Source organism: Massilia horti (assembly GCF_004614195.1).
GTDB lineage: Bacteria > Pseudomonadota > Gammaproteobacteria > Burkholderiales > Burkholderiaceae_D > Telluria > Telluria horti.
Genome location: NZ_SPUM01000047.1, coordinates 93,324 through 107,475, shown reverse-complemented (window position 1 = coordinate 107,475; position 14,152 = coordinate 93,324). Strand labels below are relative to the sequence as shown.

Below are 14,152 nucleotides of genomic sequence, written 5' to 3'. Positions count from 1 at the left end.
TCAGAACAACTCTCCTGCCGGTGTTGGAGAACTTGCTCAGCACGAGGCTTCTGGCGCCGTCCAGACCAGGTTCCACAGGTGGCCATCGATATCCTCGAAGCCCTGGTCATACATAAAGCCATGGTCCTCAGGCGGATGCGGTGTGCGGCCACCAGCGGCAACGGCCTTGGCGATCAGGCTGTCCACCTCGTCCCGGCTTTCGCAACTCAGGCAAATGACGACTTCATTGGCTTGCTTTGCATTCGCGACGGGTTTGTCGATCAGGGACTTGAAAAAGGGTTCGGTCGTCAGCATGGCCTGGATGGTGCCGTCGACGATGTTCATGAAGGCCGCGTTTTCCCCGCTAAATCGGGGATCGAAGGTAAAACCGAGAGCGGAAAAGAAGGCTTTGGATTTGTCCAGGTCCTTCACGGGCAGGTTGAGGATGATCTGTTTGTTCATAGCGTTTCCTTGATTAAGGTGGAATAAGCAATCGGTGCTTCATCCCGACGACGGGTGACGGCACACAAAATCGACACGCTTGCGAAAAAATATTTTCCTCTGGTGTGGCAATAGATGAAACCGCTTGCGGCTGGGCCGATTTGGTAAGAATCGATATGCCGATTGGTGAATTTTATGTCAGCAGAGCCTGCTGCGATATGGTTCACTATATATAAAAAACTCGACTCAGATCCGGCAGAACTTTGCCGCGCCTGATGACGCACTCCTTCCCATCATTACTCGTGACGTCATATGAACCAATTCTCCGCCTGGCCAGTGCTGCGCCACGCGCTCGTCGTGGCAGTCCTCTCGCTTGGCCTGGCCGCAGCCGCGCACGCCGCCGGCCCGGCACCCGGCGCGCGCTTCGACGCTACTACACCGGTCTACCAAGCCGACCTGACGCCGGCCGGCATCACAGATAACATCAGCGTCGAACTATGGGTGCGGCCGGATGCGGATTGCCCGGAAGGCTCCGTGATCATCGACCGCATCGGTCCCGGAACCCTGCAGGGCATCCGCCTGGAAATCGGCCCGGGCGGCAGGCTGCGTCTCATGAGCAGTACCCGCAAGCCGATCGAGACCGATGCCGCGCTTTCCACCGCCAGGCTGACGCATGTGGTGGCGGCCTTCGATCCACGCCAGAAGATCGCGACCATCTACCTGGACGGCAGGCTGGCTGCGAGCCTGAACCCCGATCCCAAGCTACGGATCGACGCCAACGCGGTGCAGGCGCCCCTGCGCATCGGCGCCGGACTCACCGGCGGGCACCGTTTCAAGGGCGAGATCGGTTTTGTCGCCGTGTACGACCGCGCCCTGTCGCAGGACGACGTCGCATCCCTGTCCGGCGCCTCGCGTCGTGCGCCCGGCCTTGCTGTGGCGTGGGAGCTGGCGCCGGGCAGCGGCAGGCACATCGCCCCGGCCAGCGGCAAGCAGGAGCTTTACGTACCCAGCACCATTGAAGCGGACACCGGCCGCCCGGCCAATGCCCTCACGCTCTGGTACCGGCAGCCCGCACGCGAATGGCTGGAATCGCTCCCGTTGGGCAATGGACGGCTGGGCGGGATGGTATTCGGCGGCGTAGACCAAGAGCGCATCCAGCTCAACGAAAACACCATCTGGTCAGGCGCGCCCTACGATCCGGCCAACCCGGATGCGCCCGCCGCGTTGCCGGAAATCCGGCGCCTGCTGTTTGCGGGCAAGCAGAAGGAAGCGGAAGAACTCACGCTCAAATCGGCCATGGGCAAGCCGCTCAGGATGAGCAATTACCAGACCCTGGGCAGCTTGGCGCTGGACTTCCCTGATGATGGCGGCACGGTCACGAATTACCGCCGCTCGCTCGACATCGACAAGGCCATCGCCACCACGCGCTACACCCGCGGCGGCGTGACCTACACCCGTGAGGTGTTCGCAAGCAGGCCGGACCAGGTGGTCGTGGTGCGAATCACGGCCGACAAGCCGGACAGCATCAACCTGCGCACTGGCATGTACACCCCCTTCGCCGATGCCAAGGTCAGGATCGAGGATGGCATGCTGGCTCTGTCCGGCCACGGCAGCCCATTCAACAACCAGCCCGGCGCGGTGCAATTCAAGTCGCTGGTCAAGTTGATCAATGAACGCGGCAGTGTCGCCCAGGACGGCAATGCGCTGGTCGTAAAGAACGCCAACGCGCTGACGCTGCTGGTTGCGGCGGGCACCAACTTCGTCAACTACAAGGATGTCAGCGGCAATGCCGATGAGCGCGCCCGCAAGGACCTGGACGCCGCCGCAGCCCGGCAATACGGGCAACTGCGCCAGCGCCACGTAGACGACTACCAAAGCCTGTTCCGCCGCGTCTCGCTCGACCTTCCCGCCACCGATAGCGCGCTCAAACCCACCGATCAGCGCATCCGCGACTTCGACGGCAGCGACCTGACACTGGCCAGCCTGTACTTCCAGTTCGGACGCTACCTGCTGATCTCCTCGTCGCGTCCCGGCTCGCAGCCGGCCAACCTGCAGGGCCTGTGGAACGACGCCCTGAGCGCGGCCTGGGGCGGCAAGTACACCATCAACATCAACACCGAGGAAAACTACTGGCCGGCCGAGACGACCAACCTGGCCGAGTGCGCCGAACCGCTGATCGCGCTGGTGCGCGACATCGCCGTGACCGGCCAGCGCACCGCCTCGGTGATGTACAAGGCCAGGGGCTGGGTCACTCACCACAACACCGACATCTGGCGCGCCACCGCCCCCATCGACGCAGCCGTCGGCATGTGGCCGGTGGGCGGCGCCTGGCTGACCAGCCACCTGTGGGAGCACTACCTGTTCTCGGGCGATCGCAAGTATCTCGCATCGATCTATCCGATCCTGAAAGGCGCCTCGCAGTTCTTCATCGACACGCTTGTGGAAGAGCCCACGCACCACTGGCTGGTCACCGCGCCCTCGATGTCGCCCGAACACGGGGGGCTGACGGTCGGACCGACCATGGATATGTCGATCCTGCGCGACCTGTTCGACCAGGCCGCCAGGGCCGGCCAGATCCTCGGGCTGGATGCGGACTTCCGCCGGACCGTCCTGGCTACGCGTGAACGCCTCGCCCCGTTCCAAATCGGTCAGTACGGCCAACTGCAGGAATGGCTGCAGGACATCGACCGCGAAACCGACAGCCACAAACACAACTCGCACCTGCATGGCCTGTTCCCGAGCGCACAGATCACGCCCGACACCGATCCCAAAATCTATGAGGCAGCCAGGAAGTCCCTGGCCGCACGCGGCATGGGCGGCACCGGCTGGTCACTCGCGTGGAAGCAAAGCCTGTGGGCGCGCACAGGTGAGGGCGACAAGGCTTATGCCCTCCTGACCACCCAGATCGCGCCACCGAAGAACGGCAATGGCGGCACTTACCCGAACATGTTCGATGCCCACCCCTCGCCATTCCAGATCGACGGCAACTTCGCCGCCACGGCGGCGGTCGCGGAAATGCTGGTGCAATCGCACCGCGGCTTCATCGAGCTGCTGCCGGCCCTGCCAAAGGCCTGGGCCAACGGCGAGGTGAAGGGACTACGCGCGCGCGGCGGATACGAAGTCGACATCGTTTGGAAGGATGGCAAACTGGCCTCGGCCAAAGTGCGCTCGCTGCTGGGGCAGCCGATCCAGTTGCGGTACTCGGGCAGCACGCGTGATCTGAAGATTGGAAAAGGGGAGACGCTGACCTGGAACGGAAAGGACTGAGCGCGCGCGGATGTCGGTGGGCAGGGTGAGGCTGGCCATCGCCGTCATTGGAAGTATGAAAAACCTATTGATCAAAAGTAATTTATTGATAGAATGTAATCCCCTAACACTCCTCGCAATGGGTAAACAATGAAAAAAGTTTTAAAGTGGGTTGGTGGTGGATTTTTGGCTTTGATCGTTCTGGGTGTGATTGTCGAGGCAACGAAGTCACCGGAAGAAAAGGCGGCCGATAGGGCTGCGCTTGAGCAGGACAAGATCGCGTCGGCTGCTGCAAAGGAAGAGAAAGCGAAAGCCAAAGCGGAAGCGAAGGCCGAGCGTGCAAGGAAAAAGCTCGAGGCTCTCCCGGATGTCACGGCACATGATATTGCCGTCGCCTACAACGAAAACACGGTCGCGGCCGACGAACAGTACAAGGACAAGGAGTTCAAGGTCACCGGTACGGTCAGTGATATCAATACCGACCTTTTTGGCCGTCCCTTTTTGACGCTGCGCGGCGGCGTCAATGAATTCATGGAGCCACAGTTCGCATTCGATAAGAGTGCCGGTTCGCAGTTGGCGAAGCTTAAGAAAGGCTCCAGAGTCACGATGACCTGCACAGGAAGGGGCGATATCGCCAAGGTGGCGATGGCCGACGACTGCACGCTGGTCGAAAATATGTAATTTCAGCCTGTCTTCGCCGGGCCCCTGATTGCAGGGGCTTTTTTTGTTTCCGGTTCCGGCAACGTGTGGGCCTGCCAACGAAAGATAGCACGTCGTTCCCGCGCAGGCGGGAACCCATAGGCAGCGTGAAATGACGTTCAGCATGAGTCCCCGCCTGCGCGGGGACGACGATTTTGAGGCTAACTATTGTTGTGGCGTGATTCGGTCAGCGCTCCGATCGAACTTTATTTATAGCGATACAGCGGCTGGCGCAGTTGGATTGGGCGAATGTCCAGGCGCAGCTTTAATACCGAATAGGCGGAGCTCTCGGCTGACGCGTAGCCCACGCTGTTTAAGGTTTTGCTGAACCTGAATTCGAACCCCAGCTCCGGAAGCGGATCGCGCTGGTTGCCAAACGCGATCCCGATTGCTTCCTGCTGTGCGTTGTCGATGAGGTTCCCCATCAGGTGGAGCACGGCGTTGCGACCCAGGATATCGTTGGTGAATACGGCTTCGCGCAATTCCGGGTTGTCCGGATCAAGCCTGCCGTGCGTCTTGTCCGGTGCGGGGGTAAAGACGCGCGTGGCCAGGTTGAATTTGTCGCCCCGGTCCAGGTAACTGATGGCGGCATTGCTCACGTTGAAGGCCTGCATACCGGGTTCGGTCATGGCGTTGGACAGGTCGATCAGCAGTGCGCCGCTATAGCCGATCACCTCCACTTCACGGTCGGCTGTCACGACCATGGCGGTGTTCTCGTCGATGCCCAGGCCAAGTTGATAGCCCTTCTTCAGCATCACGGGAATCATGCGCGCAAAGCGGCCGCGCACCAGCAAATGCTGGTCGATGAACACGTCATCCCCGACAAAACCGAGACCGGGCGCGATCTCCTTGCCGTCGGTGATACCCATTTTCAGCATGTCCAACACCGGCTTGGTCTCGTGGAACATGGTGGTGCTCATGATGGCGGCACCGGCACTGGAGCCGGCCACCACGCCGCCGCCGCGATAGACTTGCCACACGGCGTCGAGCACCGCTGTGCGGCTGCCGTCATTGCGCACCAGGGCCTGCGTGATGCGCCCCTGGTCGCCGCCGACAAAGAATACCCCCGCCGCGGACCGTACGGACTGCACGATAGCCGGGTCGTCGGCAGCCTTGCGGTAGTCATTGCCGGGGTAATTGACGGCCACAGGCACGAAGAAGGCATCCGCGCCGTACTGGTTCAGGCGGCCGATGGTGATGTTTGCGGAGCGCTCGGGATTGATCGAGGCGGAGCCGAAAACCGCGATCTTCGCCCCCTTGCCGCCCGCAAGGTCGACAATCCTTTGCCACACAACGGCATTATCGCCACGCAGGCCGCCGCCGATGATTACCAGCGTGCCCTTCGTCTGCCCAACCACCGGCTTGGCCGGTGGCGGTGCGGCCTTTGCCGTTTTGGCCTGCTTGGGCTCCGGCGCCGCCGTTGCACCTTGCATGCCAAACCCAATAAAAAGCAGTAAAGCGATCTTCAACGAGCGCTTAAGCGTTAGCAGTGCTGGCTTCATCTTTCCCTTTCTGTTCTTGCATTCCGGTTGCGTTCTACAGCTGGTGGGGCCTGAAAGCCCTGATTACTTGAAGGCGTAGTTCACGCTTGCATAAAAGCGGCGGCCGCGCGGATCGGTGTACGACGGGTCGTAGCCGGACAGGAAAAAATATGCCTGGTTCGAATACGGCGGCGGCGTGTCGAAGATGTTCTGCACGCCGGCCCGCAATTTCAGGTTCTTCGACATGTTGTAGGCCATTGACATGTCCCAGAGCGAGTAGGCTTTGACGTGGTTGGGGGCCACCACACTGCCGTCATCGATGTTGATGGCAGAGTTCTGGTCTTCATAAGAAGCCGAGTAGGTGTTCGACAGGTTGGCCGACAGGTCGCCGCGTTCCCAGTCCAGGTTCACCGTGTGACGCCAGCGCTGCACCACACCATTTGTCACGAACTTGCCCAGGTTGCTGATGAAAGCGTCGCCGGGGCTGGTCTGGATTTTCGAGTCGAGCACGTAAGTGCCGTTCAGGCGGGTGTGGAAGCGCCCGATAGGGGTGTCGATGCGATGCGCGTCCAGCACCAGATCCAGCCCGCTGGCCACCTGGGCGCCGCGGTTTTCCTTGTGCAGCTCGATGTAATCGATATAGCTGTCTTCGTCGCGGTGCACCAGGTTGCCGTACTTGGCCAGGTTGCCAAGGATGACGTCATCGCCGATTTCGCTGATCAGGTCCGTACGCTTGATATTCCAGTAATCCAGGCTTGCGTTAAAGTGCCTGCTTGGCTCGATGACCAGGCCAACCGAATGCTGGCTGCTGCGTTCCGGTTTCAGATTTGGATTGCTGTAGCGCTTGGTACTCCAGCTGTTCGCGCAGTCCGCGTAGTTGTTGTCCACCGTGGCGCAGTACACCGGATCGGGCAGGGTGGCGGTGGCGCTGTTCTTCGTGGGGCGGTACAGGTCGGTCATGGACGGCGCGCGGAAGCCCTTGCCGGCGGAAGCGCGCACCATCAGCGACTTGTTTGGCGTGTAGGCGATGCCGACCTTCGGGCTCAGTGCCCCGCCGACCTTCTGGTAATGGTCGTAACGGCCGGAGAGCTGGGCCTGCCACTCCTTGGTAATCGGCGCCAGTACCTCGCCGAACAGCCCCTGGACGCTGCGCTTGTCGCTGGTCGCCCTGCCACCTTCCGGCGCCCCATCGTTATTGATGTTATCGCCCATCAGAAGGGCCGACGGGCGGAAATCCGTATTCTCGTGACGTACCTCGCCACCGAATGCGAGACCAAGGTCGCCGCCAGCGAGCTGCATCAGCGAACGGGACATCTTGAAGTCGAAGGTGTCCATGGTGCCTCGCGCGCGGCGGACGACATCGTTCACCTGGATGCTGTTGATCAGGGCCACGCCCTCCGCGCTTGAAGGTCCGAACGGATTGATCAGGCCATCGGCGATGCCTTTCATTAGCTGGTCGTACAGGAGGTAGCCATGGATGTCCCGGTCCTCGATGGTGTTCACGCTGTGGTTGAACGCCACGTCGTAGTCCCAGCCTGCCGCAGTGCCTGTCATGCCCAGCACGTAGCGTTGGCTTGCGCTGGTCAGTGCGCTGGTGCGCATGCCAGCTTCTAAAAGGCGCGTGCGCAGTTCAAGTCGGGTGTCGTTGATTGTATCGAACCCGGCGTTGGCCAGTGCAGGCACCTTTCGGTAGTCGACGAAGGCTTTGACGCGGGCGGAGGCACCAGCGTAGTTGGTGGTCGAGCGGCTGAGGGCCACCTCGGCGTACGCCTGGGTATCCGCATTCAGCTTGAACACGCCGCGGCTTAGCAGGTTGTGCTTGGACGATTCCGGATACAGCTCGGTGTCGCCCATGTAGTTGTAGGTACAGGCGTCCTCACCGCCTGTGCCAGCCGGCAGGTATAGATTGGCCGGCGGACTGCAGTTCGGCGCCGACAGGTTGATCATCCGGTTGACGATGGGCTTGCCGTTGATCTTGAAGCCGATCTTTTGCAGCTGCTTGCGCTGCGCGCTGGTCAGGCGGATATTGGCCGGACCGGTAAAGCCGGACAGCAGGTGCGCCAGGCGCTCCGGGATCTTCAAGTCATCGATAAAGCTGCGCTGCGAGGTATTGAGGCGGTCGGTGTGCTGCGTATCGAGCACGGCGAAGATGTTGTAGCCATCCTTTTCCAGGTCGCCGGTACCCGCGCTCAGCGTAGCCGTGCGTTTGCCGGCGCCGCCTTCCCTGGTGCGCAGTGCGTACGCGCTCAGCTCCGCGCCCTGGAAGTCCTTGCGGGTGATGAAGTTGATCACGCCGCCGATCGCATCGGTGCCGTACAGCGCCGAAGCGCCGTCCAGCAGCACTTCCACGCGCTGGATGGCGGCGGCCGGTATGTTGTTCAGGTCGACGCCCGTATCGTCGCCGGGCGAGGCAAAGTTGGCCATGCGGCGGCCATTGAGCAGCACCAGCGTGGAGGAGGTGCCGATGCCGCGCAGGTTGGCGCTGTTAAAGCCGCGCTGGTCGCCGCCCACGTTGATGCTGATGCCGTCGGTGAGGCTGCCCACGTTGGCGGAAAGGCGGGTCATGATCTCGGCGGCGGTGGTCACGCCGGCTTTCTCGATATCGGCGCGCGTCACCACCTGCACCGGCAACGGCGTTTCGGATTCGATCTGCTTGATCGCCGAGCCGGTGATCTCCACCTTGGTCATTGGCGTTTCAAGCTCCTGCGCCCATGCGCCCGGGTGCGCCAGCAAGCCGGCCGCGGCGCCCGCGCCCAGCGTCAGGCGGATGGCGCGTGTTAGGGTGGTCATGCCCAATTGTTGGCTGCGCTCTTGGCGAAAGTGCTTGCTCATGTCGATGTCTCCCTGGTGATTGGATTGTTTTATTTTTTGCCGTATAGGTAAGTCGAGATAACGTCGGTCAGGCGCGCTGCCTTTTCGACATTGGCGCGGTTGGACACCATCAGCGCCACCGCGAGCGCCTCGATCAGTGCCAGCGCCGCGCTGCTACTGCTGGGCAGCACAGGATGCTGGCTTTGTACGCATAACAGGTGGTCGGCCACCTCGGCCAGCGGTGAAGCGGGTGAATCGGTGAGCGCCACAACGGCGGCATGGCGATCGCGCGCATAGCTGGCCAGGCGCACGCAGTCCAGCGTATAGCGGGGGAAGGAAAGGGCGACCAGCACGTCCTTGCTGCCGATGCCCACCAGGTTGCCGGCGGCGACCTCGGTGCCGCCTATCCCCACCACTTCAACTACTTGCGAGCAAAAGGGCTGGAGGTGCTGCACCAGGGCGCCGGCCAGGTGCGACGAGAGGCCGAAACCCATCACGTAAATCGCACGCGCACGGCTTAACTTGCGTACGACCGCGTCAAGATCCGATTGCGACAGGCTGCCGATGGTGGCGGAGATATTCGCCACCGCGTATTCCAGACTCTCGACAGCAGGCGAGGTGGCACGGCCGCGCTGTTCGATGGTGCTGCGCAGCTTTTCCACCGGCTGCAGCATTTCCTGCAAGGTGTCGGCGACAGCGGCCCGCATGGCCGCGTAATTGCGAAAGCCGATGTCGCGCGCAAACCGGCTGATGGTGGCGGTGGATACATGGCAGCTTTGCGCCAGTTCCTCGATCCCCTGCGCAGTGACGCGCATCTGGTTGCGCAGCAGGTAGTCTGCCACCGTGCGCTTGCCCGGAGAGGATGCTTCGGCAAGCACACGCATCAGCGTCTGCCCCAGCTCCGATTGGGCAAACGCCATTTCGGGTGAGGACGGATCGGCTGATTTGGAAGGCTTTCTCACGTGGCTTTGTGTGAATCGTTTTTACTGTTTACTTGGTATGTCCATTGTTTTGACAAGCGCTTCGACTTTACGCATGTCGTGCAAAGAACTCAACAAATTTATGAAAAAATCTTTTCATTGATTTACTTCGTGAAAAAAAAGCGACATAATCGGCCGAGGCCACCACGTGTCGGGACACGCCATGCGAACAGAGAAACACCAGATTTCCGCACCCCACAGCAGCGCCCAATATGAGCTGCATAGCCTGCATTTCGGGGAGCCGGAAAAGGGCAAAAAGGTTTACATTCACGCGGGGCTGCACGCGGACGAACCGCCCGGCATGCTGGTTGCGCAGTTCCTGCGCACCCGGCTGGCGGAACTGGAGGCGGCTGGCAATATCACCGGCGAAGTCATCCTCGTGCCCGCCGCCAATCCGATCGGCCGGGCCCAGGCGCTGCACGGGGTGGCGTTCGGCCGGTTCGACATGACGACGGGAGTCAACTTCAACCGTGATTTCAAGCATGTGGCCGATGACCTGAAACAGTCGCTGGTGGGACTGCTGAACTGGGACGAGGCCCGAAATGTCCGTTTAATCCGCCGGAAGGCGCGCGAAGTCATCGATGCGCTGCAGCCGGCAACCGACGACGCGGCGCTCAAACAAATCCTGCTGCAGCTGGCGATTGACGCCGACATCGTGCTTGACCTGCACTGCGATAACGACGCCGTGCTCCACATTTATGCAGGCACGCCGCTGGCCGCCGCGGCGCAACCGCTATCGGCGCTGCTCGGCGCGCAGGCGTTCCTGCTGTCGAGGAATTCTGGCGGTGAGGCCTTTGACGAGGCATGCAGCCGGTTATGGTGGGACCTGGACGAGCACTTTGGCAGCGCATATCCGATTCCGCCAGCGTGCCTGGCTGTTACGGTCGAGCTGCGCGGGGAAGTGGAAGTGGACTATGCGCTTGCGCGGCAGGACGCCGAGCGCTTGCTTCAATTCCTCGCTCACCAGGGGGTGCTGGCGGTTGACGCGCCGGTCCTGCCGCCCGCGCTGTGCCAGGCGACACCCCTGGAAGGTGTGGAGCCGCTGCTGGCGCCGCATGCCGGGGTGTTGGTCTACACGCGAGCGCTGGGCGAACAGGTCCGCCCCGGCGATGCGATCGCCGACCTCGTCGACCCGGTCAGCGGCGATACCACCACGGTGCGCTGCGCGACGGGCGGATGCTTCTTTGCGCGCAGCGCGCGCCGCCACGTTACGCGTGGAATGAACATTGGCAAAATCGCGGGCGCCACGGCTTATCGCGCCGGCTACCTGTTAAGCGCGTAAGGCCAGCTATGAAACTGCGCCTGCCAAATACATTTGTGCTGCTGTTTGCCATCCTGGCCCTGATCGCGCTGGCGACCTGGCTGGTCCCCGGCGGTAAATACGATACCCATCTGGTCAATGGAAAGCAGCTGGTTGATGCGGCCACGTTTCACTTCGTGGACAGCAAACCGCAGGGATTCGGCGCATTGATGATGGCGCCGATCAAAGGCTTTGCCGAGGCCGGGCTGATCATCGGCTTTGTGCTCATCACCGGCGGCGCCTTCGCGGTGCTGCACAAGACCGAGGCGATCGACGCAATGATCAAATCGATCGCCATGGCCCATACCCGCTCCGCCGTCGTGCGCGTTGCGATGATCCCGGTGTTCGTGACCTTGTTCTCGCTGGGCGGCGCGACCTTTGGCATGAGTGAAGAGGCCATACCGTTTGTCCTGATCTTCGTGCCGCTCGCCCTGGCGCTGGGCTATGACTCGGTGACCGGGGTATCGATTCCTTTTCTCGGGTCCCAGGTAGGCTTCGGCGCTGCGTTCCTGAACCCCTTTAATGTCGGCATCGCCCAGGGCATCGCCGGGCTGCCGGTGTTTTCCGGACTGGGATATCGGCTGGTGGTATGGTTTATTGCCACGGCCGTGACTGTCGCTTTCTTGATGTGGTATGCGGCGCGGATCAAGGCGACTCCGTCCAGGAGCCCCACCTATATGCTCGACGAGACGCGGCGCCAGGAACTGGCGATCGATTTCAATGGCTTTGACGGCATGACTCGGACGCACAAGCTCGTGCTGTGGGTGTTTGCCGGTTCATTGCTGGCGATGGTGGTCGGCGTGATCAAGTTTGGCTGGTTCATCGAGGAGATTGCAGCCCTGTTCCTGGTGATGACCATTGTGGTCGGGCTGATCGCCCGGCTGGATTCGGATGAACTGGTGGGCGCCTTCGTGCACGGCGCCCGGGATATGGTCGGCACCGCGCTGGTGATTGCGCTGGCGCGCGGCACCATGATCCTCGCTCGCGACGCCAACATCATCGACAGCATGCTGTATTACCTGACGCCGTTGATCCAGTCGGCCAACCCGGTGTTCGCGGCGCAGAAGATGTTTGGGATCCAGACGGTGATTAACTTCTTCATCCATTCCGGCACCGGCCAGGCGGCGTTGACGATTCCGATCATGGCGCCCCTGTCCGACCTCGTGGGCGTGACGCGGCAAACGGCGGTGCTCGCCTTCCAGCTCGGCGAGCTGACCACGCCGATGATACCGACCTCCGGCATCACGGTTGGGGTGCTGGGGCTGGCGCGGATTCCCTGGCTGGTATGGGCGAAATGGATGATTCCACTGCAGCTTGTTTATGCCTTGATGGCCTTGCTGCTGCTGGTATTGCCGTGTTTGACAATGTGGCAGTGAAATCGTTGAGCCGGTATTTTCATAGCCAGGCCGAGAATACATGACTCGGAAAACTGGTCTATAGTAGACGCCCCCGTTCTTGCCTGACAACAAAAAATCATGCTTAAACTTGTAGCGTCGCTTTTCTTGTGCATGCTCGCCGCCGCCGTGCAGGCGGCCGATTATCCGCCGCCATCCGAGGGCGATTTCATCATCAAGAATTTCCAGTTCAAATCGGGCGAAACGCTGCCGGTTTTGAAGATCCATTACCGCACCCTGGGCAAGCCGCAACGCGACGCGCAGGGCAAGGTCAGCAACGCTGTGCTGATCACACACGGGACCGGCGGCACCGGCGCCCAGTTCCTGCGCCCGGAGTTTGCCGGCGAGTTGTTCCGGCCGGGAGGCCTGCTCGACGCCGCGCGTTACTACATCATCCTCACCGATGGCATCGGTCACGGCCAGTCAAGCAAGCCGAGCGACGGACTGCATGCGCGCTTTCCGCATTACGGCTACACCGACATGGTCGATGCGCAGTACCGCCTGCTGACGGAAGGACTGGACGTCAACCACCTGAAGCTGGTGATGGGCACGTCGATGGGCGGAATGCAAACGTGGGTGTGGGGCGAGCGCTATCCCGCCTTCATGGACAAGCTGATGCCGCTGGCCAGCCTGCCGGGCCAGATCTCCGGCCGCAACCGCGCATGGCGGCGCATGGTGATGGACGCGATTCGCAATGATCCACAGTGGCAGGGCGGCGAATACACCAGCCAGCCGCAGAGCCTGCGTCTGGGTGCGCAGATGCTGTTCTTCATGGGCAGCAATCCCGTTCTGCGCCAGCAGCAGATGCCGACCCTGGAGGCGTCCGACAAGGCGCTGGACGCGTACGTGGCCTCGGCGATGAAGACCACGGACGCGAACGACCTGCTATACCAGCTCGACGCGTCGCACGACTACGACCCGGCCCCTGGGCTGGAGAAGATCCAGGCCCGTCTCATTGCGGTCAACAGCGCCGATGACCTGATCAATCCTCCGGAGCTGGGCATCCTCGAGCGTGAGATCAAGCGCGTCAGGCACGGCCGCGCGGTAGTGCTGCCGCTCACGCCGGATACGCGCGGCCATGGCAGCCACACGGTCGCCGCGTCGTGGCAGCAGTACCTCAAGGAGCTTCTCGCAGACTAAAAGCCCGTGAGAGCTCAGTCGAGGAAATCCGCATACTCTTTCTGGCTGAAGCCAGCCAGCTTGGTCCACGGCGCTGCGGTGGCAGGCCTGGCCAGCAGCCTGGCTTCGACGCGCTGGAATTCGTGTCCCGCGCGATCGCCGGCTTCGATGATGAGCGCGACCTGTCGCACGTCATCCCACAGCACGCGCTCAAATCTGCCGTTCTTCTCGCGTTCGCGCCAGCGTGCGCCGGGCATGTTGGAGGGCCGAGAGGACAGCGGCATTCCCGCAATCAGCTTTGGCGGCGCCAGATAGAAGCTGCGGTCCCAGGAACCGTTGAAGTCGACATTCTCGAATTCCGAAGGCGGAATGGCGACCCGTTCGCGGCCGTGCACGTCCACGTATTCCAGCTTCAGCTTTCCGTTTTCCAGCATCACATGGCGGGCCAGCCGCACCGGATTGAAGTGCTTGTGCCCCCGCTCCTCGAGCGACGCCCGCTGCGGCAGCACGCGCTCCAGCCACACATGGCCCGCACGGCGCACCATACGTTCCTCGTAGCGGATTTCGCGGGTAACGCCTTCGTCCGTCACGACCCTGGTGTAGTAGCTGATTCCAAGGTCGAGGTCAGGCGCCGCCGGCGCGGCTTGCGCCGAAGCGCAGGCCAGGCTGGCGCACAACAACAGAGACTTCAACAGCTTCATA

10 protein-coding genes are annotated in these 14,152 nt (G+C 61.8%); 5 read left to right on the top strand and 5 right to left on the bottom strand.

All coding sequences use genetic code 11. From position 1 onward, the window contains the following. Positions 1-36: 36 nt before the first annotated feature. A complete protein-coding gene (locus tag E4O92_RS08340; RefSeq protein WP_135189304.1) occupies positions 37-441 on the bottom strand; it encodes a VOC family protein in 405 nt (134 codons plus the stop codon). Positions 442-732: 291 nt separating this feature from the next. Here E4O92_RS08340 and E4O92_RS08335 point away from each other — a divergent pair, with 291 nt between their 5' ends. Together E4O92_RS08335 and E4O92_RS08330 are read left to right on the top strand one after the other, a co-directional pair. Next, on the top strand, positions 733-3,687 hold the full coding sequence (locus E4O92_RS08335; protein ID WP_135189303.1) for a glycosyl hydrolase family 95 catalytic domain-containing protein: 2,955 nt from the start codon (positions 733-735) through the stop codon (positions 3,685-3,687). Positions 3,688-3,816: 129 nt separating this feature from the next. Continuing rightward, complete coding sequence (locus E4O92_RS08330; protein ID WP_135189302.1) at positions 3,817-4,347, top strand: OB-fold protein; 531 nt, start codon at positions 3,817-3,819, stop codon at positions 4,345-4,347. 224 nt (positions 4,348-4,571) lie between these two features. Here the strand turns inward: E4O92_RS08330 and E4O92_RS08325 are convergent, their stop codons facing one another. The 3 genes from E4O92_RS08325 to E4O92_RS08315 form a co-directional block, all read right to left on the bottom strand. After that, complete coding sequence (locus E4O92_RS08325; RefSeq protein WP_135189301.1) at positions 4,572-5,867, bottom strand: cyanophycinase; 1,296 nt, start codon at positions 5,865-5,867, stop codon at positions 4,572-4,574. 63 nt (positions 5,868-5,930) lie between these two features. Next, the gene (locus E4O92_RS08320; protein WP_167759733.1) at positions 5,931-8,636 is read right to left on the bottom strand and encodes a TonB-dependent receptor; all 2,706 of its coding nucleotides are present in this window, start codon (positions 8,634-8,636) and stop codon (positions 5,931-5,933) included. Between the two features lie 71 nt (positions 8,637-8,707). Then, entirely contained in the window at positions 8,708-9,619 is a 912-nt protein-coding gene (locus tag E4O92_RS08315; protein WP_229483170.1) for a MurR/RpiR family transcriptional regulator, read from the bottom strand. A 181-nt stretch (positions 9,620-9,800) separates the two neighbouring features. Between E4O92_RS08315 and E4O92_RS08310 the strand changes: the two genes are divergently transcribed. The 3 genes from E4O92_RS08310 (at position 9,801) to E4O92_RS08300 (ending at position 13,471) form a co-directional block, all read left to right on the top strand. After that, a complete protein-coding gene (locus E4O92_RS08310; protein WP_135189299.1) occupies positions 9,801-10,919 on the top strand; it encodes a succinylglutamate desuccinylase/aspartoacylase family protein in 1,119 nt (372 codons plus the stop codon). A gap of 8 nt (positions 10,920-10,927) precedes the next feature. After that, entirely contained in the window at positions 10,928-12,313 is a 1,386-nt protein-coding gene (locus tag E4O92_RS08305) for a YfcC family protein (protein WP_135189298.1), read from the top strand. Positions 12,314-12,412: 99 nt separating this feature from the next. Beyond that, positions 12,413-13,471 carry an alpha/beta fold hydrolase gene (locus E4O92_RS08300; RefSeq protein WP_135189297.1) on the top strand — a complete coding sequence of 353 codons (1,059 nt, stop codon included), beginning with the start codon at positions 12,413-12,415 and terminating at the stop codon, positions 13,469-13,471. A 14-nt stretch (positions 13,472-13,485) separates the two neighbouring features. On the opposite strand, the gene E4O92_RS08295 is transcribed toward E4O92_RS08300, so the two are convergent. After that, the gene (locus E4O92_RS08295; RefSeq protein WP_135189296.1) at positions 13,486-14,151 is read right to left on the bottom strand and encodes a hypothetical protein; all 666 of its coding nucleotides are present in this window, start codon (positions 14,149-14,151) and stop codon (positions 13,486-13,488) included. Position 14,152: the final 1 nt, after the last annotated feature.

Bases quoted from the DNA above. Each gene is read 5' to 3' on its own strand.
- E4O92_RS08295 (WP_135189296.1), bottom strand. From the start codon at position 14,151: ATGAAGCTGTTGAAGTCTCTGTTGTTGTGCGCCAGCCTGGCCTGCGCT.
- E4O92_RS08300 (WP_135189297.1), top strand. From the start codon at position 12,413: ATGCTTAAACTTGTAGCGTCGCTTTTCTTGTGCATGCTCGCCGCCGCC.
- E4O92_RS08320 (WP_167759733.1), bottom strand. From the start codon at position 8,636: ATGACCACCCTAACACGCGCCATCCGCCTGACGCTGGGCGCGGGCGCC.
- E4O92_RS08330 (WP_135189302.1), top strand. From the start codon at position 3,817: ATGAAAAAAGTTTTAAAGTGGGTTGGTGGTGGATTTTTGGCTTTGATC.
- E4O92_RS08305 (WP_135189298.1), top strand. From the start codon at position 10,928: ATGAAACTGCGCCTGCCAAATACATTTGTGCTGCTGTTTGCCATCCTG.
- E4O92_RS08325 (WP_135189301.1), bottom strand. From the start codon at position 5,867: ATGAAGCCAGCACTGCTAACGCTTAAGCGCTCGTTGAAGATCGCTTTA.
- E4O92_RS08335 (WP_135189303.1), top strand. From the start codon at position 733: ATGAACCAATTCTCCGCCTGGCCAGTGCTGCGCCACGCGCTCGTCGTG.
- E4O92_RS08340 (WP_135189304.1), bottom strand. From the start codon at position 441: ATGAACAAACAGATCATCCTCAACCTGCCCGTGAAGGACCTGGACAAA.
- E4O92_RS08310 (WP_135189299.1), top strand. From the start codon at position 9,801: ATGCGAACAGAGAAACACCAGATTTCCGCACCCCACAGCAGCGCCCAA.